Genomic DNA, 21,996 nt, shown 5'->3' with positions numbered 1-21,996 from the left:
AACTCACTACGCCGCTTTGATAAAAGTTGCTACCGAAATATACAATCGATTCATATAATTAACTATGCTGCCACTTCTGATTCATTAACTGAGCCAGCTACGGATGTTGCTGTTGCTGCCGGAGCATCATTGCTAACCGCCTGCGCTGCCTTCAGACGCGTCTGCACTTCAGCCTCAATCGCGTCTGCTTTCGCCTGCGACTTAGCCTTGAAATAATCGCGAATTTTTACCCAGCCACCAGCGATGAGATACAGCGCGGAAACGATGGTCGAGAACCACAGCATGATAGTTTCATAAAAGGTCATTTGGCTTGTTCCTGTCTGGATTGTTCAATGGTACGGATGTCTGCTTTGTCCTGATTGCATTTCTCAATCACGGCCAGCAGTTGCTCGTTAAGCGTCAGGCTGTCGCTCCACGTCATCTGGTAAGGGATTTCAGGTATCACACAGTCAATCAGCAGGCTTGCCGGTATTTGTACGGGTGGCACCTGCATGTATTCGGTTCGCGTGGTTCCGCAACTGCTCAACAGCAGCGGCAGGCACAGGACGCTTAGCGCACTCATCAGCAGCAACGGCCTTTTGAATAACAACGATACGCTCCGCTGATTGCTGGTCTGTTTTCTGCTTTGCATCTGCATTCGCCTGGACAATGCTGTTGATGATAGAAACCGTCTTCAGAACGTTGGCTGTAACCATGCTGGACTGGTTCGCTGTTTTCTCGGCAGCATCGGCGCGAGCACTGTTGCTTTTGTACTGGTAACCCAGATATGCACCACCACCAACCAGGCTAAGGAGAATGATAAGCAGCAGCACAACAAGCGCCGCTTTAATCTCTGCCGTCATGGCCGCTTCCTCTGGTCTACGAGGCGACCTACAACCCCGCACACAGCAACAACCAGCGTTACCGTTCCCATGCATTCAGCCGGGATGTGTGATTTCAGGTCATCGGGGAGAGTCGCCCATGTTGCAGGGATAGCACCGGCAAGCGCCAGACAATGGATGGAAAACCAGCGCCAGCAGCGTTTCCAGTCATCGACCAGTTTCATAGGCCTACGCGCTCCTTTACCCATCCATACAGGAAGGTTTCATTGGCGGAACGCTGTTCGGCGAGTTCGAGATAACGAGCACCCTGGCTGCAATTCAGTGCTTTAAGCAACACTGATTCGCCTTCTTTCCCCCGGACCTTAAGGAATGCTGTTAAAGCAACAATGGTACGCGGGCCAATCTGACCGTCAGGAGTCAGGTCAGGGTAAAGTGTGCCGCCGCTGTTCATAGCCGTGAGCCACCGCTGTAGCCATTTCGCAGGGACTGATGGCCCCATATTTACGCCGGTATCGCATATTTCAGCAGCGATAACCGAAGACACCGCCGCAACCTGGTCAAAGCGTGGGCCAGTCCAGTAATCAGCAGTGAGAATAGCCAGCGCCGTTTCTCGCGGAAGCACCCGCATATCACCACTGTAGCCATGTGCTCTTGCTGTCGCTTCGGTTATTCCCCAGCGGGTGGGTCCGCCTTTATCAGCCGGGTTGCTCACGTAACCACCCTCTTTACCCAGGATTGCATCGAATATCTGGTCACGCGTCATAATTAATCCTTTGGATTGCCGCCGAAACGAATATTGAGAACGTTCAAAAGCAGTTTTCTGAATTGTTCCACGCCAACAAAACCAATCCCGCCGCCGATGGCAATCGAGAGGCTCTTGGGTAACGACAGATATTCCAGGCTGGATGCAACAGTGAGCGTCAGTGCGCCACACAGCAAACCTTCAAGCAGCACTTTTTTCCAGCCGCCGCCGCTGTAATAAATTCGTAAGCCTGCCATGACAAATGCAAGCAGCACTGCACCAACCGGCGTTTCACCGCGCCACCAGCTATTAAGTAGCTCGTAAACATCCGGCCATGAATGCGGGTCATTGTTCATCTTCATGGTCTCTCACCTCCGTAGTTACGGTCGGTGCTGTCTGTAGTCAGAAAATAAAAAAGCCAACTCTATGGCTGGCATCTGAAAAGGTGCGGGCGCTACCCCGCTGCTGTAGCGTGTTATTAAGACCCTGACGCACGTCGGCGATTAATTACCTGGCTCGTCAGCCGCAGGGATAATCTTTTTTAATTCAGGCGTTAGCCTTTTGCTCCTTCAAAGAGCTTAATAATGGAATCGCGGTCATCAATATTGGGGAGGAGCGCCCAAGCTACATAAAAATCATGTGGCTCAAATTCCTTACCTAACCACGTATAAATTCCAACGTCATAAACCTCGCCATTTTCCTCAAACGCTTTGATGTATCCAATGTGATAACCATCACAGGGATTTAATATCAGTACCTCACGATCACGCAGTTCGGCGGTAGGCAGTTCGCTTGCCGGACGGAAAGTTAATTGCTGTTCATTCGGCTTTGACATTCCTCGCCCCATAAAGCAAAAAACCCCGCCAGTTGGCGAGGTTTCGATGATAAGTAGTACTGCGTAGTAACGACTCTTATCACACTAACAACGATATTGCGGACCGCGTTAGCTTTTTTTCAATATTTTTTTCTGTCTCTACTTCTGCATCCATATCCAGCTTAACATCCAGCCAGGCCAGACATCCTTCTATAAAGCCCTCAGCCATCTGAATCTGGATTCTGATCAGCTTCTCATCGCGTTTAGCACGTTGTGCCAGCTTACGTTTTGGGACATTGTAAAAGTAATGCAGCAGAATAAGTTGATGTTCATCAGGTCGTTTAATTCTCAAGCGGGCTAAACATGATTCAATCATCAACCCATCATCATCACTGCAAGAAAGTGTCATTTTTGATGTTTGGGGAAGTAGTCCTTTGAAACCGGCAGCTATCGCTGAATAATCCACACCGCTATTTTCCGAGCGCGCCCAGCCTGCCCAACGTTCTAATACTCGTGACATGTCACGCATTATTATTTCTCCATACCGTTTTATTTTTTCGCTATCCCAATCACACCAACTGCAATCGAGTGATCAAGGAATCTGAACAGCAGTTCTATCTGGCTCCCGTATTTGTTTTCGAATGCCACCGGGTCGCGGTGGAGTTCGTCGTGATGCGCCCTGCAAAGCGGTATCACAAACAAATCATGTGCCTTGGTTCCCATCCCTCCCTGTCCGTATCCGATGATATGGTGCGGGTCATCTGCTGGCTTATTACAGCAGGCGCATGGCTGCGCTTTTACCCACCGCGTGTACTTCTCGTTTTCCAGTCGTCGGCGCTTTGGCCGCTTCATGAATGATTCCGGTGATTCCGGGTCGATAGCCAGGTTGATGACGGCTTTAACCACCTCCGCCGCTTCCTGTATCACTTCCCGTGCGGCCCGTTCCGGCTGTATGCGTGATTCCTTCAGTTCGCCTGTTGCCGGTTTCTCCGCTGGCATACGCAGCACACGGCGCGCTGGCGCTTCAGGTATCAGGTCCGTTACGTCATTGAGGCAGGCCCACCAGCACAGCTCAGGCAACGTCATCCGATGATCCGAACCTAACCCCATATGGACGCATGCCGACTCAATAATCCAGCGGGCCATGTTGCCGGTTGCGACCTCTTCGAGTTGCGCCGGCAAGCCATTCAAACGGGCAGAATTATCATCGTGATAGCACAGGCAAACCGTTCCCGATTCGGTCCGCAAGGTAGTGTAATGCGGATGATGATACGAATCCTTTTTCTGAAGCTGGCAGGCGTTAATTTTTTGCACCCACGCATCATGCGCTTCCCAGCCACCAGCAGCTCTGATCACCCGGCCATCTTGAAAGAACACAGCCAGTGATTTTTCGTCCAGTAATGGCTGGCTGCTGTCATTGATTAAGCCTGATGGCAGGTCTGCCATTTCTGATGTTGGGGTGCTGATCAGGACGCGGCCACGGAACAACGAATGCAAATCTTTGCCAGGTTTAAACAGCACAACCCCAATGCGCGGAACAAGCTCAGGTGTCAGCAATGCCCTCATGCGTCCACCGCCTGATATTCACTGATCGTCACCTCAGCTTTGCCGTCTTTGATGACTGGCCCCCACTCAATGATGATTCGCTTAATCTGGCTGTCGTCCAGCCATACACCGGCATGCGTCAGGCTGTCGAATAGCGCTTTCTGGTAGTTGTCCAGGTCGCGCCTTAATCGAGTTGGCGGGTACAGGATCACATTCACCTGCACATCAGTGGTGATCGGCTTGGGTCGGCGCTTTAACTGCTCCAGCACACTCGCGATCGCACTGGAACGGAAAGAGCGCCCGGAGGCGCTGATTAATACTCCCTTTGGCGTGTTACGCCAGTAGGTGTTTACTGTTGGAGGGAATGGCAGGGTTAATTTCATCCAGCCTCCTGTATCTTTTTGGCGCACACCTCGGCCATTTTCAGCGCTACTTCAGCACCGGCTTTCATGTAGATATCCTGGATGCTATTTGGCTTCCCCTGTTTCTGGAGCTGCTCTTTGCTTGTCATGCCACCCTCCCGGCGATCAGTTGAACACTGCTGTCACACTGGTTGCCCCAGCAATCCCAGCCCTCAGCGGCGGTACGCGCGAATAATTCAATGCGTGACACGTCACCATAAAGTTGCTCCAGGCGGTTACGCACTTCCCACGGCTTCGCGCTGTGTTCGCCCAGGCATGAATACACAACCTGCTTAACCGATGCGCTGGCGCGTGGCAGGCCAGTGCCGCGTGTGGCGATCAGAACGTCCTCGGTATTGCTGCGGGTGTGGTTGCCACCGTTCATGCGGGTTTCAGCGTTGAGCATGTCCAGCAGGTCGTTAAAGTCGTGAATTGAATGTTCTTCCAGGGCGCGGTTAAAGCGCTTCTCTGCCAGTTGATTCAACTTCACCCATGTGAAGCCCTTCATGGTGCGGACGCGATATCCCCATGATTCAGCCAGCTCTCGCGCTTCCTGGTTGTGGGTGCCGGTGTACCACATAGCCAAGACTGAGTTTTCAGCACCCAGCGCCCACACGGGCAGGCGCTTAAGGTCAGCCATAGACATGGTCTGATAGTGATCGGTAGCAGCACCATTGCTGATGTTGTTGTTATAGGGCCATGGAGGATCGGCGTAGACGAGTTGGTAAGTCATTTCATGGCCCCCGCTATTGAAAGAGCAATGAGAGATGCGCCAGCCAAAATCGAACCGGAAACCATCTCAGCCTGTTGGCTGGCCCCCAAGCCAAAAGCAAACAGGGAGCTACCCAAAAGCCACGCTAAATACGCAAGGTATTTCATTAGGCTTCCTCCCCGTTATGCTCAGTGGCATCGCGGTATTCGTTGAGGATGGACCGGATTTCAGCAGTATATTTATCATCGTGATACAGCACTGCTTCACCATCAACTACACCCATGTAGCGGGCATCACACAGCAGCTCAACAAGGCGGCGTGCTTTGGTTGCGCTGAACTGGGGCATGGCGGCGGAACGGGTCAGTTTCTTCTTGCCGCTGGCTTTGGCTTTCTCCAGTTGGGTTTTGGCTACCGTCTCGGCTTTGGCTCCATGCTCCCGCACCATTGCTACAGCGGTCGTCGCGGCAACTTCGCCGGTTTTAACCATCGCAAGCAGGCCATCGCCCACGGTCAGGAGCTGGAGGTGATGATCAACATCAGCGGGTGAGCGCTTCACCTTCCTGGCGATTTCCGCCGGTTCCAAGCCCTGATTGATCATGCGCTGATACCCGGCGGCACGTTCCAGCGGTTCCAATGCCTGGCCCTGGCTGCTTGTGATCATGAAAGCGATACGGTCCGCTTCATTGCCTACGAAGTCTTTGCACTCCAGACGGATTTCATGGCCTGCTGCCTGTGCCAGCTTCGCGCCATGCCAGCGGTGATGGCCGTCGATAATCTTAACGCCCTGCTCTGTCACCTGAACGGCCAGCGGCGGAACATGCTCACCTGCAATAAACGCATCACGGAATTCTTCAACGTGCGTCTGGTTAATCTCGCGAACGTTGTAACCCGGCTCGATGTAGAGCTCGTCCACGCCCAGCAGGTAAGTTTTGCGGACAGTGATGTTTGTTTCGGTGTCGTCTTTGTTTTTATAAACCTGGAGTAAGTTACTCATTGGTTTGTCAGCTCCCATGCCAGTGCGAAAATCAGAACGGTTATCATCAGGACCGCAGGACGTGCTCCACGGTAGAAATCTTCATTGCGCCGCCAGTGGCGCTGTATGGCTGCTTTCATCGGAAGTTACCCCTGCGACAGAACGGATCAGGCCCGGGCCTTGGGTCTTTCTCTCTGGCTTTCTCGACACACATGATTGCCCTGATTCGTGCCTTCTCCCGCAGTCCTGGCTTCAGTGTGGCCTCTTGCGCCTGATGCCAGACATGGGCGGCTGGGTTCCACAAATTCCGCTCCTGAAGGCGATATGCCTCGTCACAAAGCGCAATGTATTTCTCATCACCCTCGCCTGCTGGTTCTGCGGTGTAGTAGCGAGCTTCGGCATCACTCCAGATATCACCAACAGCAACCATCACTGGCAGAGATGCGCCAACAGTGCTGCGGGTGCGTCCGATTGCATTGGCAATCTGCGCAGGAGTCTGGCCGGGAAAGGCCATCAGGTGAGTCAGAATCAACGTTTCTGTGTTCATCATGCCCCCCGCCAGCCATCTGGAATGGTGTAATCAACATTCGCCGTTTGGTTAACATCACGCTGCCATTTCCCATTCACGCATGGCGGTCTGCCTGACTTGTCCCACTTCGTTGCCGACTGGAGATAGCCAGCAAAGTTTTTCGGGATGAACAGCGTTGCCGGGCGTAGGTACTGCTCCTGCTCAGTGTTTCGCCAGTGCTCATTCTTGTAATCAACAACCAGCTTCAGCTCATCGGGTTCGTAGCCCTCGGCAAGTCGAGCGCGGATATTTTCCAGTGATGAACGACTGACCTGGAATTTTGAGCCAGTGATTTGGTTCAGGTGGGTTAAAACCTGTTTAGCAAGGTCGGTAATCACAACATCCCGGTCGGGTTGCGAGGCAACCTGACAAGAGGTGTTTTTATCTGATGGATCAGTAGTTGAATTTACTGACGGATCGTCGCCAGATTCTGGCGGGTGAAAACCGGTGTTTTTGTCGGATTCTGGTGCACCGGATTTTGATGCGTCAGAAACTGATGCACCAGATTTTGACGCGTCAGATTTTGATGTGTCAGATTCTGATGCGTCAGATTCTGACAGGTGAAGCGCAGCAGCCTCACGCAGCTTCTTCACGTTCAACTGGTACATGTTGGAATTGTTGCGGTTGCCCTTGCGTCGCGGCGTAGTAGTCAACCAGCCTTCGCTTTCCAGCTTTCTCAGTGAGGTACGGACAGTGCTCGGGCCTGCGCCGATTTGACGGGCAATAGTGGCGATAGAAGGCCAGCAAAGCCCCTCATCGCTGGAGAAGTCAGCCAGGCGCGCCATGATGGCTACACTGGTGATCTTCATTCCCGCTGCGGCGCATCCGTCCCAGACGTATGCAGATAATTTAACGCTCATCCCTGACCCCTATTTCCCTGAAATAACGCTGGAACTGGTCAAGAGGGCTGAAGCACTCGCCATGTTCGTAGTTTTCGCGAAGGTAGATAACCCGGTTTGATTCAGGCTCCCAGCGGATGACTTTGACGGGAACACCGCGCTTGTCGGTAAATCGTCGGTCGAGGATTCGCAATGCTCTGTCTCCGGCTTACGATAAAAATCATTCCACTCGGTCTGAACTACCATCAGGCTCACTTCCTGGTAGTTGCCGGGTCCACCAGCAGCGGGTAATCTCTGTTCAAACACCAGCGCACCAGCTACCAAACGGCAGCGAAATTGCACTGATGGCTTATTTCTGCGTAAAATGTTCATGCGATTAACTCTCCATACCAGTTGATTTACTCGCAAACCGACGCCTGGGGCTGCAACCTCGGGCGTCAACCTTTCTGACGCTGTCAAAACTTTCATCACGCCTCCGGCGACTCAAAATGCATTCCCGCCATATCTGCTTTGCGATTGCTCGCTACAAACATATCCACCGAATGATCCGAGACACCCACGCCATAGAGCGCAAGAAAGCCCATAAAGCCGTGAATCTGATGACGGATTTTTTTGTTAAAAAGCTCGGAAAGGGTTTTGCGTTCGTGGTTGTCAATTACACCATCTGACACGGCTGCAAGTTTGGCGGTCGCAAGCTCACCAGCGGCTGCACTGGTTTTCAGTTCGATGTCAAAGAGATCAACCTTGTCCACGTTCTGCACTGCTGAGATGTCCACCAGCGTCAGGCCACGCCGTGCGGCAAAGTATTCAGCCAGGTGGTTAGTGCCGGACAGGTCTTCCATCTTCATCAGCTCATCAACCGTGAAAAAACGGCTCTGGCACTTGCGGTAAAGGTGGTTGTGAAACTGATCAATGGTCATGCCTAAGTCATAAGCCATGCCCAAACGACCAGCGGGGTGAGCTTTGCTCATCAGGCGGATTGCTGTTTTAAGTGTGTCTACCATTTCGGTTTTCCTTTGGTAGTTACTGGGTTTGTTAGAGTTGTTTAACATCAGCCACACCATCAGATGGGCTTGGATACAAATCGGGCCTAAGTTCATGAGGTGTCACACCAGTGATCTGGAAGATGCTGATGACACGCTCAGCAGGTACTACCCCTGATGAGCGGCTCTGCCAGTAACTTACAGTCATTGGAGATACACCAAGTTTCAGAGCCAAAGCGCGCGCGGAACCAGCCGCTTTAATCGCTTTGTTCAAAGCTTTCATTGTTCATCTCCGGTTTATATTTGACAGGGACATTAAACAATAAGTTTATACTGTAGTCAACTATGTGTTTATTCCATTGTGTAAACATAACGTTTACAATCGAGTTATGAATATGAACAGTGCGATACCACTTATGAGTAAGGCGACGACAAGGCTGGATGAGCTGCTGAAAGCTGCAAATTTGAGTAAAGCGGACCTTGCTAGGATTGCGGGGGTTTCACCTCAAGCGGTTAATAACTGGTTTAAGCGCGGAGAAATTGGTAAAGATTCGGCCATCAAAATTTCGGCGGCTACTGGTTTGGATTTATCCTGGGTTCTTGGTGAGAGTGATCAGATGTATTCAACACCACACCAGAAACCTGCAAGCGAGGTTGAAGTAGTTGGCAACATCATGAATGGGGTTATCCCCGTTAAAGGTGATGCTGTTCTGGGCATGGATGGGCTTATTGATATGATGGAGTTTCACGCCGGTTGGCTTAGAATTTATAGCGATGACCGTGAAGCTTATGGTGTAAGGGTTCGAGGGGATAGCATGTGGCCCCGCATCCAATCAGGCGAGTTTGTGGTAATAGAACCAAATACAAAGGTTCACCCTGGTGATGAAGTCTTTATTAGAACTTCTGATGGTCATAACATGATAAAGATTCTCAATTATAATCGCGCTGGTGATTACCAATTCACTAGCATAAACAACGATCATAAGCCTTTCACCTTACCAGTTAACCAAGTAGACAAAATCCACTTTGTCTCGGGAATTATCAAAGCAACGCGCTTTATTTCAGCCGATGACGTTGGCAAAGAATAATCCCGTCTCAATGAATAAACCGGCCTAGTGCCGGTTTTTTTATGCCTGAAGTCTGTTCATCACCCCTCCGAAGTAAACAAAATATTTATCAACACATAGTTGACTCACTTATAAACATATAGTTTAATCAACCCATCAAGCGATTTCTAAGGAACATCAGATGAAGATGGTTAAGAACATGGCGAACTACAGGTTAGCCACCTTGCTCAACTTCCTGAGACTGTTCCCCGAGGCTGAGCTGATTTGTGATGGTGATCTGTGTGTAGTGACGGTGGAGTGTTAGGCGCTTTGAGCAAGTAGTTGTTTGGCGGTTTCTCTGGTGATTGCTCTGGTTTAACCGCCCCTTTTTTCACAACGACAAGGGCATTTGCAATACGGGTGTTTTCGAACGCTTTAGAGATGTGGAGTAAGTGCCCTTGATTTTTGTGGTAATTGAGTTCGTTTATTAATCAAAGAGGAATTTTCATGAAATTAAAGGCCCTGTTTCTCCTCGGTTTGCTGTCATTTGGTAGCCAAGCTGAAACGTTTAATGTCAGTGCTATCAGCAACTGCATTTATCCACCGTTAAGTAACACTCAGGTTCAGAAGGGAACGCCTATTCTCTTTAACTTAAGTCAGGGTACTTACACTTTTACCCTGTCTTCCAACACCATGTATTGCCAGGGCGGTACCGGTTGCCCGATTGATCGTGTGTTTTTACAGGGTGGCATGGGTAATGCTCGTTGGGGCGCAACAGTGAGCAGCTCCCCGACAACAATTACCGTACCACCTACCACTGCGGCATTTATGGCGTTTGTAAGTGATGACTCCTGTAGCAATAACGCGGGTAGCGCCACTATTCAGGCGACAAAAATCAATTAAGCAGCAATTTCGGTTTTTGAATTAACTCGCCGTAAGGCGAGTTATTCAACAAAGGTAAGTCGCCGTGCAATATTGCGGCACACAACAGGCAAGAGCATTGGCCGATGGCGGGTATAGCGCCGGAAGCACCCTGACAGTGCTCTTACCGTTGTGGTGAATGCGGCTAAGCGCTCGCGGTAAAACTGACAATCACCTTAGTATCCGGTGCGTCCATACTATCAGTCACCGCCCTGTGTTTTGTCAGCTTACACAGGGCACCGGGAGGCACCCGGCACCACACATCCTTTCAGGTATGGAGTAACGGCGGTGAGTGTTGCAGTGCTCACCAGCCAATTTGAATGAATCCCTTTTTGCTTTATTGCCAATACCGGCAAGGGATTCGTGCAAACCAAAAACGGTATGGAGATTTATATGCAAGAGCCATCAAGCGACATCACCGTTGGTGACGTCACCCTGGAATATAACCACCAGCTACGCGGCTGGAATTGTGGTGGTCGGGTAATCAAAAACCCACTGACCGTACAGCGCATTGCCGAACGCCTTCACACCCGCAATACCAACCTTGAGGGCCAGCAGGATGAACAACGCTAAATCTAATAGAGAGCTGGTGAAGGTCGGTCATGAGTTCGCCAAGTCACTGAGCGTTGAAACACTGGTCAGCGACATAAATCAAACGTTCAGAGACCTGTCTACCCGTCTCGACGTGGCTAACACTCGCGCTAACGTCATGGCCGGTGAAGTCCTGCGTCTTAATGCTCTGATTCCCGGCGTGATCAAAGCGCTCCAGTCTGCCGGTGATCATGACAGCCTCATCGCTGACCTTAATGAAGCGATGATCACCCCTACTTCCGACCAGTGGATTAAAGAGCTGCACGCTCAGGCGGTCGGGCAAACACGTCAATATGTCCAGCACCTGGCAGACCACAAGCGGGCAGGCGTATCGGACTGCCTCAATCTCATCTCTCAACTGGAGATGGACCTGTTACGCGATAAGCAAGCAAATATCGGGAGTGCAGCATGAGCGACGTTCAACGTTATGCGGTTATCACGTTAAGCGGCCTGGGTAGTGTCAAATCTGTGCCCTCTGCAAACGGTCATTTTGTGATGTTTGAAGATTACGCCGCCCTGCAACAAAAGCTGGATGCTTCAGTTGTCTGGCGCTCCGGTACGCCTGCTGTCACTGAAGGCAGTAGCGAACGATTTTGGGTAACTCATCGGCTTAAAGATGGATCATTGCATGTTGCTGATCTCTTCTACTTCAACTGCCCTGCACCCGATGATGAAGACGCATTCTGTGAAGCTGAAATGACTTCACCAGATGGCGATCCGTACTGGCCTGAAGGCTGGCATGACCTCTGCTCTCACCCTGACTTTGATTACTTCTACCAAAAGTCTGATCTTGACGTGTTGGCATATGCAGAATTTATCAAGCCAGAGCCAGCTAAGGATGGTGAGTGATGGCTATTCGTGAACCTATGCTCCGTGTTGAAAACGACAGCGACAAAATGAACCTGCCTGAAGGTAAAACTTGCAGCGACTGTGTTCATTACCGCCGTTGCACAATGATGTTTGGACATACCCCGGCTGATGAGGTGTGTGATTGGGCACCATCACGATTCCGGTTGGCTGAGCCAGTTAATCAGGAGGGCAGCCATGCGTGAACGCGGAATGATTTTCAACGCCGACATGGTTCGGGCAGTTCTGAACGGCAGCAAGACGCAGACGCGCCGGATAATGAAGGTGCAGCCTGAATCAAACCAGTTTGGGCTGTCACGCGTCAGGGCTTCAACTAAACGCAGTGATATCGGCAAATACTACTGGTCTGAATCGAATGCCACCGGTCATCACATCCGCTCAGAGATGTTTTCTTGCCCGTTCGGTGCAGTAGGTGATCGCCTGTGGGTGCGTGAGACGTGGTGGCAGGCTGGGTATGGTTATGCGCGCTACCCCGATGATGATGAATATGCATGGACCGGTTCAAGACGCATTCTCTTTGCAGCTGATGGAAATCCTCCGAACGAGCCTAATCCCGATTATCCGAAAGGATTGGGTGGAGGTAAGTTCTCAGCGGCTAGCCCAAATCGTTTGTGGCGTAAGCGGCCATCACTCCACATGCCGCGCTGGGCTTCCCGCATAACGCTGGAGATTACCGGCGTTCGTGTGGAGAGGTTACAGAGCATGAGTGGTGAAGATGCACGGAGCGAAGGCTTTGCTTATGAAGACAGCCATTTGCTCGGTGATATTGATGAGTTTTCCAGGGTATGGACGTCTATCTACGGAGAGGAAAGCTGGCAGGCTAACCCGTGGGTGTGGGTCATTGAGTTTAAGCGCGTGGAGGGTGGAAGCCATGATTAAAGGGGATTTAATCAGTTGCCAGCGGTACATCAACAAGGCAAAGGTTTTAGACAAAGCCTCCCGGTTTAAGCGCTTCATTGTGGCTGTATATCCAATTGTGTTGCGCGGTAAGCAATACACCGTCTTGATGGACGGGCATCACAACTATGCTGCTGCGAAACTCGTTGGGGCTAAACCCGATTACCGGCCTGTAGGCAAGAAAGTATTGCGGATTCTTAATGCGATGCCGGAGAAAGAGCGGGAAGCCCACTTCATCAACAACATCACGGACAGCCATTACTATTTTGTTGAAACCGGGGAAGTGGTCGAGGATTTAGTGTTACCGGATACCTCTCATCCCCTTGCGGTACATGTAAATAATCAGTGGGTGCTCGGTCATGGCTAAGTCACCCGCAGAACGCAAAAAGGAACAGCGCGCACGTCAGGCCGCTGCCGGTGGTAAGAAACTTGAGCTTGTGCTCGATAATCAGGAACTCGAAATGCTGGCGCATAATTGCGCTGGTCGTCGCCCCGGGCGTGAACCATATGAGCTGAATGAGTACATCACCATGCTTATTCGTATCGACAACGCCCAGCTTAAACGCCAGGTGGCGGAACTGAATAAACGTAACTGTGGCCGCTGTGGTGATCAGTTGCCGGTAATGGAATGTGTTTGTGATGTTGAAGAGGCGTGCTGGGTCAATCGTGGCTGGCATGAGCTGAAATTAAAAATAGTGTCGTGACATGTCACGGTGATTAAATCCCTGTTGCAGCAGGTCAGGTATGGAGAATCGTTATGGCTCAACTTATACCAATAGGTGAGTGGGCGAATGGTCCGAATGGATTTAAATATCCCCCTAATTCGGTAACATTAAGTGTTTATGCAAAAACGGGCCAGATATACCCCCAACCAATCAAACAAGGAAGGCGTTGGGTGGTTGATGAAAATGCAAAGTTTATAGGAGTTCAGGCTAAGCCTGACATCCCAACTAATGTGTCGCGTCCTGCTCGGGCGCTATTGGAGAAAGTCATAAATGGCAGCCAGACCCAGACGTCATAACGTTACGATCCCAAACCTTTACTGTAAATTGGATAAACGTACCAGTAAGGTATATTGGCAATACCGTCACCCTGTTACTAATCAGTTTATCGGATTCGGAACCGATGAAGATGCAGCAAAGGAAGCGGCAATTGAAGCAAACAGAATTATATCCCAACAGCAAACAAAGCAAATAACAATCCTCGTAGATATGGCTTTAAAAAAAGAAGCAAAACTTACTACAGGGATGCGGTTATTTTCATGGATTGAGATATATGAAAAAATTTGCAATGAAAGAATTGAATCAGGCGAAATAGCAAAATCCACAGGCAAGGCTTTAGTTAAAAGCGCTAAGATTCTCGAAAAACGATTACCTAATGTAAGACTTAGAAACATTGACACGAAGGCTCTGGCTTCAATAATCGACGAATATAAAAGCGAAGGAAAAAATCGCATGGCGCAATTTCTTCGCGCTAATTGGATTGACATGTTTAAAGAAGCACAACACTCAGGTGAAGTTGATCAAGGCTACAATCCAGCTCTCGCAACAAGGAAAGTACACGCAAAAGTTAAACGAGCCAGATTGTCTTTTGATGAATGGCAGAAGATTTATGAAGCAGCAAAGAATACGCTAGCTCCAGCTGCCTCAAATTCAATGTTGCTGGCTTTAATAACAGGACAGAGACGAACAGACATAGCAAAAATGAAGTTCAGTGATGTATGGGATGACCATCTTCATATTGAGCAGTCAAAGACAGGAGCAAAAATAGCCCTGCCATTATCGTTACGTTGCAACGCGCTTGGCATGTCACTTGGGGAAGCCATAGCGATTTGCCGGGATAGGGTTTTAAGCCCTTACATGATTCATCATGTCCGCAATAATAGAGGTAAAAAGCCAGGTGACCCAATATGGGAGGATTCTCTTTCACGCTACTTTTCAGAGGCCAGAATTTCTGCTGGTGTGAATCCGGACAAAGACCAAACGCCGCCATCATTTCATGAGCAACGGTCTTTGTCTGAACGGCTTTATCGAGCACAGGGAATAAACACCCAGCTACTACTTGGACATAAATCCATCGCAATGACGGATAAGTACAACGATGATCGTGGTGCTGATTGGAAAAAGCTCGCGCTTTAGCAGATTATCCCTGCCAGTTAGTCAGATTTCAAAAATCATTTTGGGGAATTTTTTTGGGGATGTTTTGGAGGGGAATTTAAATCAAGTGAATTCATGGTGTTACTTTTGATACACATGTCCGCGTTACACCTGTCACAGTGTGACACCATGCCATTTAACACCATCCAGCCAACATATTGATTTAAAATAAAATAATTCCCCGTTCGTGTTGGCACAGTTCTCGCTATAGCCACGCTGAGCTTCTGCACCGGCCACCTGTGTGGCAATGGACAGAAATAATGCCAGCCTCAAGGAGAACAATATGAAAGCGGCACGTTGGTATAAAGCACGCGATATTCGCGTCGATGATATTGAAGAACCCCAGGTCACTGCCGGTAAAGTTAAAATCAAAGTCGCATGGACCGGCATTTGCGGTAGCGATTTGCATGAATACATCGCGGGTCCGATCTTTGTCCCGGTGGAAAAGCCGCACAAAATCAGCCACGACATCGCCCCTATCGTCCTCGGCCATGAGTTCTCCGGCCAGGTGGTAGAAGTGGGTGCCGGTGTCACCAAAGTGAAAGCGGGCGACCGCGTGGTGGTCGAACCGATTCTCTCCTGTGGTGAGTGCCCGGCCTGCCGCGAAGGCAAATATAACCTGTGCGGCGATCTCGGTTTCCACGGCCTGTCTGGCGGCGGCGGCGGTTTTGCCAGCTACACCACCGTAGCAGAACATATGGTTCATCGGATGCCGGATGCCCTCTCTTACGAGCAAGGCGCGCTGGTGGAACCGGCAGCGGTCGCACTGCATGCCGTTCGTATGAGTAAGCTGAAAGCAGGTGATAAAGCTGCGGTGTTTGGTGCAGGCCCGATTGGCTTGCTGGTGATCGAAGCACTGCGTGCCGCCGGTGCTGCCGAAATCTATGTGGTAGAACTGTCACCCCAACGCGCCGAGAAAGCGCGTGAACTGGGTGCCAAAGTCGTGATCGACCCCAGCAAAGAAGATGCCGTGGCGAAAATTCGCGAACTCAGCAACGGCGGTGTCGATGTGGCTTATGAAGTCACCGGCGTACCGGTTGTGCTGAAGCAGTGCATCGACAGTACCACCTATGAAGGCGAAACCGTCATCGTCTCCATCTGGGAAGGTGAAGCCTCCTTCCATCCCAACAAAGTGGTACTGAGCGAACGCAGCGTTAAGGGCATCATTGCCTATCGCCATATCTTCCCGGCAGTGATGGAACTGATGGCGCAGGGCTACTTCCAGGCTGACAAACTGGTGACGAAACGTATTGAACTGGCTGATCTGGTTGAACAGGGCTTTGAAGCGCTGGTGAAAGAGAAACAGCAGGTCAAAATTCTGGTACGTCCGCCACAGTGATCACGCACGGGCCAGCCAGGCTGGCCCGTCTCTACTGCCGCTCGGGCAGTTGAATCCCTAACCGTTGCAGGCGACGATACAGCGTCATGCGACTGATGCCGAGCTGGCGCGCCGTTTCACTCATATTCCAGCGAGCGGCGCGCAACTGACGCAGTAACGCGTCTTGCTCATCATTGACGGCAACGGGTTGAGCCGGTGCCGTGACGCGCAAGGTATCGGGCAGGTCGTCCATCGCAATGATGCCGCTTTCACACATCGCCAACGCATACTGTAACGCATGGTGCAGCTCGCGCAGGTTCCCCGGCCAGCGATAACTCAGCAGCGCGTGACGCGCCGGTGGACTGAGTTGCGCCTGTCCCGCCAGCATCTGATCAATCAGCCAGTTGATGTCCTGACGCTCGCGCAGCGGCGGCAGTTGGATGCAGGCCCCTTGCAGACGATAGAGCAAATCTTCGCGGAATAATCCGGCAGCGACACGCTGCGTCAGCGGATGATGTGATGCTGACAACACCCGGATATCGACCTTTTGCGGCTGGCGCGCTCCAATCGGCAACACTTCCTGCTCTGCCAGTACGCGCAGCAGGCGTGTCTGCATCTCCAGCGGCATATCGCCGATTTCATCAAGAAACAACGTACCGCCCTCGGCGGCCTGGATCAGCCCCGGTCGTGCTTTGCTGCCTGCCCCGGAAAAGCTGCCTGGCAGATGCCCAAACAATTCACTCTCCAGCAGACTGGCCGGAATGGCTGCACAGTTCACCGCAATAAAAGGGCCTTTCCGCCGCTGACTGGCCTGATGGAAGGCGCGCGCAAAATACTCTTTGCCGCTACCGGTTTCGCCCTGTACCAACAGATGCAGCGAGGTGTCGAGCAGACGCCCGGCACGTCGTAGTTGCTGATCGAGTTGCGGATCCCCACCGCTTAGCGCGGCCAGCTTTGGTGACAACGTCACGCCTGCTGTGGAGGCCGGGCGTGCCGGGTGGACTGTTTGCGCATAAAAACGCTGCTGCCCACTGATATCTTCCAACTGCGGGGTAGAGAGCAGCTGTTCCAGCGGACCAGGAAACAGTGCGGAGAGCGGCAGACCAAGCGGCTGCGGATGTGCGCTCAGCCAGTGCCGTGCCGCCGGATTCAATCCAGTCAGCCGACCATTGGCGTCAAACGCCAGCAAAAACTCCGGTTCGATATCATGCCAGCCGGGATGACGGCTGAGCTTCAACACCCAGTCATGGCGATGGCGATGTAACAGCCAGGCATTTTCAATCTTCTGTGCCTGCTGCTGCGCCAGTTGCAACACCAAATGCTGACTGCTACGCGGCTGGGGTGACGTCAACGCCGAAATATCCAACACCGCCTGCAGGTCGCCCTGCGAATCAAATAACGGCACGGCACTGCACGTCAGGGGAATGTGGGTGGCATCAAAATGATCGGTTTGGTGGATGGTGATGGCCTGCCTGGTGGCCAGCGCCGTTCCCACCGCGCAAGTGCCGGAAAGCGCTTCTGACCATTGTGCGCCGAGGAACAATCCGGCGCGCCGCAGGCTGATTTCCGCGTTCGCGTTACCGAGATAGTCAACCGCCACGCCCTGCGCATCCGCCAGCAGCAAAATGTAACCAGCCGGGGCAATCTGCTGATAAAGCTTTTCGAGGCCAGGTTGCGCGACAACCCGTAGCGCTTCCAACTGTTGGCAGTGCTCGCGCAACTGGCGTGCAGGCAAGATACGTGCCTCCTGCAACCGACTGGGATCGAGGCCGTGATGATTGACACAACGTAACCAGGATGCCTGTACGGCATCACTTCCCTGCGGATTCAGCACCTGCGTGGCTGCCGCCTGCTCGACGCTGGCAACCACATTGGCGATATGTTCGCGCTGGCTCAGATTCACAGCCCTTCTCCTGCGTTACACCCCGGTTAAGTGGAGCCACAGCATAGCGAATTAACACCTAATTAACAGATCTGGCATAGAAAAATGTCGCGTTCAACGATATAACCCTAAATCGGGACTTAATCAGCCACAGAGGAAATTATGGCGCTTTCACACGAACTGATGTTGATCTACACCACCTATTTTGTTGCCACCGCCAGTCCGGGTCCGAGCAACATGGCGATTATGGGTACGGCGATGAAACAGGGGCGGGGTGCGGCCCTGGCATTGGCGGGCGGCGTGATCGGTGGTTCACTGCTATGGGCGCTGCTGGCGGCCTGTGGTGTACTCACGGTACTCGCGACCTTTGCACAGTTGCTGCTGGTGCTAAAGATTGGTGGTGGGCTTTATCTGCTGTGGCTGGCCAGTAAAGCCGGGCGATCCGCGTGGCGTAAACCGGATACCATGGCGTTGACGCTGCGCAGCGAAGTACGCGCACCCTATGGTCGCATGTTTCGTCAGGGTTTGTTGATGCATGTCGGTAATCCCAAAGCCATTCTGACCTGGGTGGCGATCATGTCGGTGGCATTAAAACCGGAAGCGGCGGCAGCCACGTTGCCGATCATCATTGCAGGCTGCGCCGGGATTTGTGTGCTGGTGTTTTGCGGCTATGCGCTGCTGTTTTCCACTGCACCGATGGCGACGTTCTACCGTAAAATCCGTCGCGGTCTCGACGCCTTGTTGGCTTGCTGCTTTGCGCTTGCCGGGCTGAAACTGGTGTTCAGCCGCAATTAACGGATGATCACGGCGCGATCACTCGCGCCGCTAAGGTTATCAGGAATTGCCTGGCTTGTTATCTGCCACTTCGCTAAACGCCGGTTTCTGTTTGGTCACCGAGTACACCACGTTTTTCGGGCCTTTCGGATCGGTGGTCACATCGACCGACTGAATGGTTACACGCCCAAATCCAAACAGCGTCTGCACATAGCCACCGACTTTATGCTTACCCGCAGACACGTGGATCTGTTTATCTTCGCCTTTTGTCAGCAGACCGGCATCCTGACCATCTACCGTCACATAAATCGCAGAGCCGTCATCGGTACGCGTCACTTCATGGGTAACGTTGATGACCGTCGGGCCTTGCTCGAACGGCGATGCGATGTCGTTGTTGGAGATAGGAGCCTGAGTTGCAGCCGTGTCGTTGGTGGCGTGGCGCGCGCAACCTGTCAGTAATGTTGCAGCCATCAGGCTGGCCAGTGTGAAACGCGAAAGCATGGTGACGAAAAACCTATTCTGAATGAGAAGGATTCATTTTAGCGTGTGACGCGGAGTGATGACAGTCACACAATTCCAGTATTTTCCGAATTCAGACAGGATCCCAACGCTTCAGCGCACGCAATGCCAAAAGGCGGCGGTTTTCCCGCCGCCTGAGAGACCCAGAACCCGGGTCAACGCATTACCAGCTATAACTTACGGAAGCCACAATCGAACGGCCACTGCCATAAAAACAGGCGGAGGTATTGCTGCACGAGGAGACATAATGCTTATCCGCCACGTTGTTGACGTTCAGCTGTAGGGTGGTGCCACGCAGCGTCGTCACCGCTGCGCCCAGCTCATACTTCGCCATCACGTCATACAAGGTGTAATGCGGCACTTTGAAGCCCCCTTCTGAGTCACCCCAGGTGGTGCCCGTATAGCGCACGCCACTGCCCAGGGTCAGGCCATGCAAGGCTCCGTCCAGGAAGCTGTAGCTGCCCCAGGCCGACGCCGCATGGCGCGGAATGCTGGCCGGGGATTTCCCTACCTGTGCGGCGGTGTTGCTCGCTTTCGTCACCACGTCGGTATAGGTGTATGCGGCAATCAGTTTAATTTCCGGGGTAATCTGTGCATGGGCTTCGGTCTCAATCCCTTTCGAACGCACCTTGCCGATCTCTTCGTAATAACCGATTTCGCTGTTATAGGAGGAGATGTTCTTCTGGGTAATATCGAATGCCGACACGGTGAACACCGCATCCAGCCCGACAGGCTGATACTTCACGCCAACTTCGGTCTGTTCACCGGTGGTCGGTTTAAACGCATCCGTGCCAGGCGCGCCCGTGTTGAGGTTCGGCTCAAATGAGGTGCTGTAGCTGATATAAGGCGAGATACCGTTGTCAAAGGCATAAAGCAGCCCCGCCCGACCGGTAAACTTGCTGTCATTTTGCTGGGTATCCGTGCCTTCGATTCGATCCTGCGTGCGTACTTCACTCCAGTCATGACGCCCGGATAGCAGCAGATTCCAGTTGTCCCACTCCAGTTGGTCCTGCACATAAACCCCAACCTGGTCGAGTTTCTTACGTGTGCTGGTCACCAGCGCCAGATCGCTTTCATCAATGGTGATACGCGTCGGGTTTGCCCAGTCGAGGATGTACTGGTCGCCACTGTCACGCCACAGTTTGCTGTCAACATCGCTCCATTTGTAATCCAGCCCGGCCAGCACGGTATGACCCAGTTCGCCGCTATCAAACTGTGCTTTCAGTTGGTTATCAATCCCCAGCTCCTGGGACTTGATTTTGTCATGCTGTGGACGACGGTTAATCGAATGGTCGTTGTCTGCATCCCAGGTGTAGACCAGATATTTATAGGACTCGTCCATGTCGCTGAAACGCAGGTTCTGCGTGAAGCTGATGGCATCATTAACATTATGTTCAAAAATATAGCCGACCGATGTCTGCTCGCGTTTCGCTTCGTTAAAGCTCGGGTCGCTGACATTAAAATCATAAGGAATGTACCCGGCGCTGGTCTTAAACACCGTCCCGCTGGCGGGCAGGAAGTTACGATACCCCGCCTTCGGTTCGTTCTGATACAGGGTCAGCAAGGTAAAGCTGGTATCAGCATTGGGCAGCCAGGTCAGTGCTGGCGCGATCGCGATACGCTGTTGTTTGTTATCACGCACAAACTCATGTTTGGTGCTGGCGAGGCCGTTGAGACGATAGAACAAGGTATTGTCATCGTTCAGCTTGCCGCCAAAATCAAATGCCGCCTCGCCATAATGCTGGTTGCCACTGCTGAGTTGGATCTTGTGAATACTTTCCGCTGTCGGGCGTTTGCTGGTCATGTTGATCAGCCCACCGGGATTCACCTGACCATAAAGCACCGAGGCCGGACCGTGCACCATTTCCACACGCTCCAGCAACCAGGGGTCAATCTGCCCCGCCGCGCCAGCCTGACCGGACAGCCCGTAGCTCAGGCCATCAAGGAACTTCGGCGCATAGCGGAAGCCGCGTGAGATGATTTCATCATTGCGGTTGGAGTTACCGCGATAGTTGGTCAGTACGCCGCTGGTGTAGCTCAGCGCATCGGCAACCGAGGCCGCCGCCTGATCATCCATCTGATCACGGGTGATCACCGAAATCGATTGCGGAGTTTTACGCAGCGGGGTAGCGGTTTTGGTGCCGGAGGCACTCTCTTTCGCCACGTAGCCGGGCAGCGGTGCTGCCACACCTTCGCGGACATCGGCGTTAACGGTTAAGGTTTCTTCGGCCATTGCGCTGAAGGCAACCGATGCCATCGGTAAGGTTGCGGCCAGTGATAACCAGAGTGGGGAAAATCGGAACGGTAGGGCCACAGCAGGTATTGACGGTTTTCTTGCATTAAAAAACATAGTTGCCATCTCTTTATTTCAAACTGCCTTGTCATTGAAATAACCCGCACTTCAACCTTCGCTTCACAGCCAAGGCCGAAACGGATTGAAACATTATTATCATCAGTATTTGATGGCCCTGATCCCCTGCCCTGAGACAGGTAATAGAATAATTACCTGAAAAATAGCGGGTTTATTGGACGAAAAAATCATATTGCAAATGTAAATTGTTATCAATAGCATTTGCATTACGTTTTATATTGTAAAGACTATGACGACTTTATGGAGAGTCATTGCG

36 protein-coding genes are annotated in these 21,996 nt (G+C 51.9%); 14 read left to right on the top strand and 22 right to left on the bottom strand.

Translation table 11 applies throughout. The features are described 5' to 3' along the window. Positions 1 to 62: 62 nt before the first annotated feature. The 19 genes from PAT9B_RS21415 to PAT9B_RS29875 form a co-directional block, all read right to left on the bottom strand. Positions 63 to 305: a DUF1378 family protein gene (locus PAT9B_RS21415; protein WP_013511368.1), complete on the bottom strand. Its 243-nt coding sequence runs from the start codon at positions 303 to 305 to the stop codon at positions 63 to 65. Further along, positions 302 to 445: a hypothetical protein gene (locus PAT9B_RS31465; RefSeq protein WP_369700789.1), complete on the bottom strand. Its 144-nt coding sequence runs from the start codon at positions 443 to 445 to the stop codon at positions 302 to 304. Before PAT9B_RS31465 ends, PAT9B_RS21415 begins: the two co-directional genes overlap by 4 nt. Before the next feature lie 4 nt (positions 446 to 449). Next, positions 450 to 842, bottom strand: coding sequence for a hypothetical protein (locus PAT9B_RS31170; RefSeq protein ID WP_049792214.1), 393 nt, complete (start codon positions 840 to 842; stop codon positions 450 to 452). Then, positions 839 to 1,045: a hypothetical protein gene (locus tag PAT9B_RS21400; RefSeq protein ID WP_013511366.1), complete on the bottom strand. Its 207-nt coding sequence runs from the start codon at positions 1,043 to 1,045 to the stop codon at positions 839 to 841. The genes PAT9B_RS31170 and PAT9B_RS21400 overlap by 4 nt, the downstream gene beginning before the upstream one ends. After that, positions 1,042 to 1,584, bottom strand: coding sequence for a glycoside hydrolase family 108 protein (locus PAT9B_RS21395; RefSeq protein ID WP_013511365.1), 543 nt, complete (start codon positions 1,582 to 1,584; stop codon positions 1,042 to 1,044). Before PAT9B_RS21395 ends, PAT9B_RS21400 begins: the two co-directional genes overlap by 4 nt. Before the next feature lie 2 nt (positions 1,585 to 1,586). Next, the gene (locus PAT9B_RS21390; RefSeq protein ID WP_013511364.1) at positions 1,587 to 1,925 is read right to left on the bottom strand and encodes a phage holin, lambda family; all 339 of its coding nucleotides are present in this window, start codon (positions 1,923 to 1,925) and stop codon (positions 1,587 to 1,589) included. Positions 1,926 to 2,116: 191 nt separating this feature from the next. Continuing rightward, positions 2,117 to 2,398, bottom strand: a complete 282-nt coding sequence (locus PAT9B_RS21385) for a hypothetical protein (RefSeq protein WP_049792213.1) — start codon at positions 2,396 to 2,398, stop codon at positions 2,117 to 2,119. Between the two features lie 79 nt (positions 2,399 to 2,477). After that, positions 2,478 to 2,906, bottom strand: a complete 429-nt coding sequence (locus PAT9B_RS29415; RefSeq protein WP_013511362.1) for an antiterminator Q family protein — start codon at positions 2,904 to 2,906, stop codon at positions 2,478 to 2,480. Between the two features lie 20 nt (positions 2,907 to 2,926). Continuing rightward, entirely contained in the window at positions 2,927 to 3,943 is a 1,017-nt protein-coding gene (locus tag PAT9B_RS21375) for a DUF968 domain-containing protein (RefSeq protein ID WP_013511361.1), read from the bottom strand. Next, positions 3,940 to 4,305 (bottom strand): RusA family crossover junction endodeoxyribonuclease, encoded by a 366-nt coding sequence (locus PAT9B_RS21370; RefSeq protein WP_013511360.1) that lies wholly within the window; start codon positions 4,303 to 4,305, stop codon positions 3,940 to 3,942. The genes PAT9B_RS21375 and PAT9B_RS21370 overlap by 4 nt, the downstream gene beginning before the upstream one ends. After that, complete coding sequence (locus PAT9B_RS31370) at positions 4,302 to 4,433, bottom strand: hypothetical protein (protein ID WP_013511359.1); 132 nt, start codon at positions 4,431 to 4,433, stop codon at positions 4,302 to 4,304. Before PAT9B_RS31370 ends, PAT9B_RS21370 begins: the two co-directional genes overlap by 4 nt. After that, positions 4,430 to 5,056 (bottom strand): MT-A70 family methyltransferase, encoded by a 627-nt coding sequence (locus tag PAT9B_RS21365; protein ID WP_013511358.1) that lies wholly within the window; start codon positions 5,054 to 5,056, stop codon positions 4,430 to 4,432. The genes PAT9B_RS31370 and PAT9B_RS21365 overlap by 4 nt, the downstream gene beginning before the upstream one ends. Further along, positions 5,053 to 5,202 carry a hypothetical protein gene (locus PAT9B_RS30985; protein ID WP_013511357.1) on the bottom strand — a complete coding sequence of 50 codons (150 nt, stop codon included), beginning with the start codon at positions 5,200 to 5,202 and terminating at the stop codon, positions 5,053 to 5,055. Before PAT9B_RS30985 ends, PAT9B_RS21365 begins: the two co-directional genes overlap by 4 nt. After that, positions 5,202 to 6,029: a ParB N-terminal domain-containing protein gene (locus PAT9B_RS21360; protein ID WP_013511356.1), complete on the bottom strand. Its 828-nt coding sequence runs from the start codon at positions 6,027 to 6,029 to the stop codon at positions 5,202 to 5,204. The genes PAT9B_RS30985 and PAT9B_RS21360 overlap by 1 nt, the downstream gene beginning before the upstream one ends. A gap of 115 nt (positions 6,030 to 6,144) precedes the next feature. Continuing rightward, a complete protein-coding gene (locus PAT9B_RS21355; protein WP_013511355.1) occupies positions 6,145 to 6,558 on the bottom strand; it encodes a MarR family transcriptional regulator in 414 nt (137 codons plus the stop codon). Further along, positions 6,555 to 7,436, bottom strand: coding sequence for a conserved phage C-terminal domain-containing protein (locus PAT9B_RS21350; protein ID WP_013511354.1), 882 nt, complete (start codon positions 7,434 to 7,436; stop codon positions 6,555 to 6,557). The genes PAT9B_RS21355 and PAT9B_RS21350 overlap by 4 nt, the downstream gene beginning before the upstream one ends. Continuing rightward, positions 7,426 to 7,608 (bottom strand): DUF4222 domain-containing protein, encoded by a 183-nt coding sequence (locus tag PAT9B_RS29880; protein ID WP_071783557.1) that lies wholly within the window; start codon positions 7,606 to 7,608, stop codon positions 7,426 to 7,428. The genes PAT9B_RS21350 and PAT9B_RS29880 overlap by 11 nt, the downstream gene beginning before the upstream one ends. A 274-nt stretch (positions 7,609 to 7,882) precedes the next feature. Continuing rightward, positions 7,883 to 8,419: a YmfL family putative regulatory protein gene (locus PAT9B_RS21340; RefSeq protein WP_013511352.1), complete on the bottom strand. Its 537-nt coding sequence runs from the start codon at positions 8,417 to 8,419 to the stop codon at positions 7,883 to 7,885. Positions 8,420 to 8,450: 31 nt separating this feature from the next. Continuing rightward, entirely contained in the window at positions 8,451 to 8,681 is a 231-nt protein-coding gene (locus PAT9B_RS29875) for a YdaS family helix-turn-helix protein (RefSeq protein WP_013511351.1), read from the bottom strand. Between the two features lie 133 nt (positions 8,682 to 8,814). On the opposite strand from PAT9B_RS29875, the gene PAT9B_RS21335 reads away from it, so the two are divergent. The 13 genes from PAT9B_RS21335 (at position 8,815) to PAT9B_RS21285 (ending at position 16,215) form a co-directional block, all read left to right on the top strand. Beyond that, entirely contained in the window at positions 8,815 to 9,486 is a 672-nt protein-coding gene (locus PAT9B_RS21335) for a S24 family peptidase (protein WP_190274679.1), read from the top strand. Between the two features lie 160 nt (positions 9,487 to 9,646). Then, the gene (locus tag PAT9B_RS31365) at positions 9,647 to 9,769 is read left to right on the top strand and encodes a hypothetical protein (RefSeq protein ID WP_013511349.1); all 123 of its coding nucleotides are present in this window, start codon (positions 9,647 to 9,649) and stop codon (positions 9,767 to 9,769) included. Between the two features lie 182 nt (positions 9,770 to 9,951). Beyond that, complete coding sequence (locus tag PAT9B_RS21330) at positions 9,952 to 10,347, top strand: hypothetical protein (protein ID WP_013511348.1); 396 nt, start codon at positions 9,952 to 9,954, stop codon at positions 10,345 to 10,347. A gap of 411 nt (positions 10,348 to 10,758) precedes the next feature. Further along, positions 10,759 to 10,938, top strand: a complete 180-nt coding sequence (locus PAT9B_RS21325) for a DUF1317 family protein (RefSeq protein WP_013511347.1) — start codon at positions 10,759 to 10,761, stop codon at positions 10,936 to 10,938. Beyond that, a complete protein-coding gene (locus PAT9B_RS21320; protein WP_013511346.1) occupies positions 10,925 to 11,368 on the top strand; it encodes a hypothetical protein in 444 nt (147 codons plus the stop codon). Before PAT9B_RS21325 ends, PAT9B_RS21320 begins: the two co-directional genes overlap by 14 nt. Further along, positions 11,365 to 11,805, top strand: coding sequence for a hypothetical protein (locus tag PAT9B_RS21315; RefSeq protein ID WP_013511345.1), 441 nt, complete (start codon positions 11,365 to 11,367; stop codon positions 11,803 to 11,805). Before PAT9B_RS21320 ends, PAT9B_RS21315 begins: the two co-directional genes overlap by 4 nt. Continuing rightward, positions 11,805 to 12,008 carry a hypothetical protein gene (locus PAT9B_RS21310; protein ID WP_013511344.1) on the top strand — a complete coding sequence of 68 codons (204 nt, stop codon included), beginning with the start codon at positions 11,805 to 11,807 and terminating at the stop codon, positions 12,006 to 12,008. The genes PAT9B_RS21315 and PAT9B_RS21310 overlap by 1 nt, the downstream gene beginning before the upstream one ends. Beyond that, a complete protein-coding gene (locus PAT9B_RS21305) occupies positions 12,001 to 12,702 on the top strand; it encodes a hypothetical protein (RefSeq protein WP_013511343.1) in 702 nt (233 codons plus the stop codon). The genes PAT9B_RS21310 and PAT9B_RS21305 overlap by 8 nt, the downstream gene beginning before the upstream one ends. Then, positions 12,695 to 13,087 (top strand): hypothetical protein, encoded by a 393-nt coding sequence (locus PAT9B_RS21300; protein ID WP_013511342.1) that lies wholly within the window; start codon positions 12,695 to 12,697, stop codon positions 13,085 to 13,087. The genes PAT9B_RS21305 and PAT9B_RS21300 overlap by 8 nt, the downstream gene beginning before the upstream one ends. Then, a complete protein-coding gene (locus PAT9B_RS21295) occupies positions 13,080 to 13,424 on the top strand; it encodes a hypothetical protein (RefSeq protein WP_013511341.1) in 345 nt (114 codons plus the stop codon). Before PAT9B_RS21300 ends, PAT9B_RS21295 begins: the two co-directional genes overlap by 8 nt. Before the next feature lie 53 nt (positions 13,425 to 13,477). After that, a complete protein-coding gene (locus PAT9B_RS29870) occupies positions 13,478 to 13,741 on the top strand; it encodes an excisionase (protein ID WP_013511340.1) in 264 nt (87 codons plus the stop codon). Next, the gene (locus PAT9B_RS21290) at positions 13,716 to 14,858 is read left to right on the top strand and encodes a phage integrase Arm DNA-binding domain-containing protein (protein ID WP_013511339.1); all 1,143 of its coding nucleotides are present in this window, start codon (positions 13,716 to 13,718) and stop codon (positions 14,856 to 14,858) included. The genes PAT9B_RS29870 and PAT9B_RS21290 overlap by 26 nt, the downstream gene beginning before the upstream one ends. 301 nt (positions 14,859 to 15,159) lie before the next feature. Then, the gene (locus tag PAT9B_RS21285; RefSeq protein ID WP_013511338.1) at positions 15,160 to 16,215 is read left to right on the top strand and encodes a 2,3-butanediol dehydrogenase; all 1,056 of its coding nucleotides are present in this window, start codon (positions 15,160 to 15,162) and stop codon (positions 16,213 to 16,215) included. A 31-nt stretch (positions 16,216 to 16,246) separates the two neighbouring features. On the opposite strand, the gene PAT9B_RS21280 is transcribed toward PAT9B_RS21285, so the two are convergent. Then, positions 16,247 to 18,097: a sigma-54-dependent Fis family transcriptional regulator gene (locus PAT9B_RS21280; RefSeq protein WP_013511337.1), complete on the bottom strand. Its 1,851-nt coding sequence runs from the start codon at positions 18,095 to 18,097 to the stop codon at positions 16,247 to 16,249. 141 nt (positions 18,098 to 18,238) lie between these two features. On the opposite strand from PAT9B_RS21280, the gene PAT9B_RS21275 reads away from it, so the two are divergent. Continuing rightward, on the top strand, positions 18,239 to 18,871 hold the full coding sequence (locus tag PAT9B_RS21275; RefSeq protein WP_013511336.1) for a LysE family translocator: 633 nt from the start codon (positions 18,239 to 18,241) through the stop codon (positions 18,869 to 18,871). Between the two features lie 39 nt (positions 18,872 to 18,910). Here PAT9B_RS21275 and PAT9B_RS21270 read toward each other — a convergent pair whose 3' ends face one another. Further along, positions 18,911 to 19,351: a hypothetical protein gene (locus tag PAT9B_RS21270; protein ID WP_013511335.1), complete on the bottom strand. Its 441-nt coding sequence runs from the start codon at positions 19,349 to 19,351 to the stop codon at positions 18,911 to 18,913. Between the two features lie 181 nt (positions 19,352 to 19,532). Beyond that, a complete protein-coding gene (locus tag PAT9B_RS21265) occupies positions 19,533 to 21,626 on the bottom strand; it encodes a TonB-dependent siderophore receptor (RefSeq protein WP_223300496.1) in 2,094 nt (697 codons plus the stop codon). Between the last annotated feature and the right edge of the window lie 370 nt (positions 21,627 to 21,996).

This window comes from Pantoea sp. At-9b (genome assembly GCF_000175935.2).
GTDB lineage: Bacteria > Pseudomonadota > Gammaproteobacteria > Enterobacterales > Enterobacteriaceae > Pantoea.
This window is presented reverse-complemented; position numbering and strand designations above follow the sequence as displayed.

Coding starts and splice junctions, on each gene's coding strand:
- PAT9B_RS21415 (WP_013511368.1), bottom strand. CDS start 305: ATGACCTTTTATGAAACTATCATGCTGTGGTTCTCGACCATCGTTTCC.
- PAT9B_RS31170 (WP_049792214.1), bottom strand. CDS start 842: ATGACGGCAGAGATTAAAGCGGCGCTTGTTGTGCTGCTGCTTATCATT.
- PAT9B_RS21400 (WP_013511366.1), bottom strand. CDS start 1,045: ATGAAACTGGTCGATGACTGGAAACGCTGCTGGCGCTGGTTTTCCATC.
- PAT9B_RS21395 (WP_013511365.1), bottom strand. CDS start 1,584: ATGACGCGTGACCAGATATTCGATGCAATCCTGGGTAAAGAGGGTGGT.
- PAT9B_RS21390 (WP_013511364.1), bottom strand. CDS start 1,925: ATGAAGATGAACAATGACCCGCATTCATGGCCGGATGTTTACGAGCTA.
- PAT9B_RS21385 (WP_049792213.1), bottom strand. CDS start 2,398: ATGTCAAAGCCGAATGAACAGCAATTAACTTTCCGTCCGGCAAGCGAA.
- PAT9B_RS29415 (WP_013511362.1), bottom strand. CDS start 2,906: ATGCGTGACATGTCACGAGTATTAGAACGTTGGGCAGGCTGGGCGCGC.
- PAT9B_RS21375 (WP_013511361.1), bottom strand. CDS start 3,943: ATGAGGGCATTGCTGACACCTGAGCTTGTTCCGCGCATTGGGGTTGTG.
- PAT9B_RS21370 (WP_013511360.1), bottom strand. CDS start 4,305: ATGAAATTAACCCTGCCATTCCCTCCAACAGTAAACACCTACTGGCGT.
- PAT9B_RS31370 (WP_013511359.1), bottom strand. CDS start 4,433: ATGACAAGCAAAGAGCAGCTCCAGAAACAGGGGAAGCCAAATAGCATC.
- PAT9B_RS21365 (WP_013511358.1), bottom strand. CDS start 5,056: ATGACTTACCAACTCGTCTACGCCGATCCTCCATGGCCCTATAACAAC.
- PAT9B_RS30985 (WP_013511357.1), bottom strand. CDS start 5,202: ATGAAATACCTTGCGTATTTAGCGTGGCTTTTGGGTAGCTCCCTGTTT.
- PAT9B_RS21360 (WP_013511356.1), bottom strand. CDS start 6,029: ATGAGTAACTTACTCCAGGTTTATAAAAACAAAGACGACACCGAAACA.
- PAT9B_RS21355 (WP_013511355.1), bottom strand. CDS start 6,558: ATGATGAACACAGAAACGTTGATTCTGACTCACCTGATGGCCTTTCCC.
- PAT9B_RS21350 (WP_013511354.1), bottom strand. CDS start 7,436: ATGAGCGTTAAATTATCTGCATACGTCTGGGACGGATGCGCCGCAGCG.
- PAT9B_RS21340 (WP_013511352.1), bottom strand. CDS start 8,419: ATGGTAGACACACTTAAAACAGCAATCCGCCTGATGAGCAAAGCTCAC.
- PAT9B_RS29875 (WP_013511351.1), bottom strand. CDS start 8,681: ATGAAAGCTTTGAACAAAGCGATTAAAGCGGCTGGTTCCGCGCGCGCT.
- PAT9B_RS21335 (WP_190274679.1), top strand. CDS start 8,815: ATGAGTAAGGCGACGACAAGGCTGGATGAGCTGCTGAAAGCTGCAAAT.
- PAT9B_RS31365 (WP_013511349.1), top strand. CDS start 9,647: ATGAAGATGGTTAAGAACATGGCGAACTACAGGTTAGCCACCTTGCTC.
- PAT9B_RS21330 (WP_013511348.1), top strand. CDS start 9,952: ATGAAATTAAAGGCCCTGTTTCTCCTCGGTTTGCTGTCATTTGGTAGC.
- PAT9B_RS21325 (WP_013511347.1), top strand. CDS start 10,759: ATGCAAGAGCCATCAAGCGACATCACCGTTGGTGACGTCACCCTGGAA.
- PAT9B_RS21320 (WP_013511346.1), top strand. CDS start 10,925: ATGAACAACGCTAAATCTAATAGAGAGCTGGTGAAGGTCGGTCATGAG.
- PAT9B_RS21315 (WP_013511345.1), top strand. CDS start 11,365: ATGAGCGACGTTCAACGTTATGCGGTTATCACGTTAAGCGGCCTGGGT.
- PAT9B_RS21310 (WP_013511344.1), top strand. CDS start 11,805: ATGGCTATTCGTGAACCTATGCTCCGTGTTGAAAACGACAGCGACAAA.
- PAT9B_RS21305 (WP_013511343.1), top strand. CDS start 12,001: ATGCGTGAACGCGGAATGATTTTCAACGCCGACATGGTTCGGGCAGTT.
- PAT9B_RS21300 (WP_013511342.1), top strand. CDS start 12,695: ATGATTAAAGGGGATTTAATCAGTTGCCAGCGGTACATCAACAAGGCA.
- PAT9B_RS21295 (WP_013511341.1), top strand. CDS start 13,080: ATGGCTAAGTCACCCGCAGAACGCAAAAAGGAACAGCGCGCACGTCAG.
- PAT9B_RS29870 (WP_013511340.1), top strand. CDS start 13,478: ATGGCTCAACTTATACCAATAGGTGAGTGGGCGAATGGTCCGAATGGA.
- PAT9B_RS21290 (WP_013511339.1), top strand. CDS start 13,716: ATGGCAGCCAGACCCAGACGTCATAACGTTACGATCCCAAACCTTTAC.
- PAT9B_RS21285 (WP_013511338.1), top strand. CDS start 15,160: ATGAAAGCGGCACGTTGGTATAAAGCACGCGATATTCGCGTCGATGAT.
- PAT9B_RS21275 (WP_013511336.1), top strand. CDS start 18,239: ATGGCGCTTTCACACGAACTGATGTTGATCTACACCACCTATTTTGTT.
- PAT9B_RS21270 (WP_013511335.1), bottom strand. CDS start 19,351: ATGCTTTCGCGTTTCACACTGGCCAGCCTGATGGCTGCAACATTACTG.
- PAT9B_RS21265 (WP_223300496.1), bottom strand. CDS start 21,626: ATGGCATCGGTTGCCTTCAGCGCAATGGCCGAAGAAACCTTAACCGTT.